This is a genomic window from Chthonomonas sp. (genome assembly GCF_035294165.1).
Classification (GTDB): domain Bacteria; phylum Armatimonadota; class Chthonomonadetes; order Chthonomonadales; family Chthonomonadaceae; genus Chthonomonas.
Map to the genome: position 1 here is coordinate 1 of NZ_DATGLN010000116.1, position 1278 is coordinate 1278.

Genomic DNA, 1278 nt, shown 5'->3' on the forward strand with positions numbered 1-1278 from the left:
GCTCTCCTCCAGGGACCAGCAATGGCTCGACAGCGAACTCTCCGGCATGACGCCGGGCACAAACGAGGAACGCTACGCGGCTCTGGCGCAGGCGACAATGCGCCTGGCGCAAAACTGGCTCGGCGGCGAGGAAGAGAACGAGGCTCTGCCCGCCATTAGCTACTGCACGGCGCTGCACCTCGTAGACAAGCAGAAGCTCACCGAATACGAGCAGGTCACAGCCGGCACGCACCTCAAATCCGCCATCCTGGATCAGTTCTGAACCGTCCCTGCTTCCCCCTGGCTGCGCCGCGCACCTTCGCGTAATCTTTACACAGGAGGGTTTTTCGCTGCTCTCCTTAGAGAGAGCACCTGATGCTTAGCGCGCGCAATAAAGCCTTGCCAGAATCACAATACGTGAGCGCGCTCTGGTCGCCGCTCTATCATATCAATGCACAAGCACAAGGAGTATACAATGCCTGGTACACGGCCTAGTAAGGGAGATTCCTCCTTCTCTGATACAGGTACCCCTACCTCCCCTGTTAAGTATGGGCCTGGCGGCCTCTTCAAGAAATGGATCTCGCACCGCTCAGGTAGGCAGAGTAACCCCGCTAGCTCTGATCGGGGAGGAAACAAGCAAGGGCCTTCCGAAGGCATACTGCCCCACATACTGCAAAGAGGAAAGGAACAGGTGCCTTCCGAAGGCATAGATCCCAACATACTGCAAAAAAAGGAACAAGCGCCTTCCGAAGGCATACTGCCCCACATAGAGCAAAAAGGTACTGGTGATACTCGCTCCCCTGACGACCTCAAAGTAAGAAGAGGCGGGCCAACAGCAAATGAAGACAAAACTCAAAAGGCGGGGGCAGAGAAAAGTGACGGAACAGGGGAGCAGAAACCCGGAAAACCAGGAGAAACGGAGGCAGAGACCGCCGCAGCAGGCGCGCTTGGAGCAGCCCTAGAGAAGGATGCAGACCAGAACGATTTCAGCAGCAGTAATCAGTCCCCGCAAGGGGCCGCCCCGGAGCAGCCCTCCCCTACGACACCCGGCGAGCAAGCCGGCGCAGAGACCACACCCGGCGAGCAAGCCGACCAGCCCCCAGAGACTTCCACCACCTCTGCACCCGGTGGGGAAGCCGACCAGTCCCCAGAGACTTCCACCACCTCTGCACCCGGTGGGAAAGCCAACCTGTCTCCAGAGACTTCCACCACCTCTGCACCCGGTGAGGGAGGCAATAGCGGCGGTGATGCTGGCACTGGCAAACCACCCGCTGGGGGAGACAACAGCGGCGGTGATGC

Annotated in this window: 2 protein-coding genes; both read left to right on the forward strand. The window is 59.2% G+C overall.

Features of this window, described 5'->3' with window-relative positions; genetic code table 11:
- Positions 1-262, forward strand: a 262-nt coding sequence (locus VKV29_RS05910; protein ID WP_324200382.1) for a hypothetical protein, incomplete at its 5' end; no start/stop codon positions are given.
- A gap of 408 nt (positions 263-670) precedes the next feature.
- On the forward strand, positions 671-1278 hold a 608-nt coding region (locus VKV29_RS05915; RefSeq protein ID WP_324200383.1), incomplete at its 3' end, for a hypothetical protein.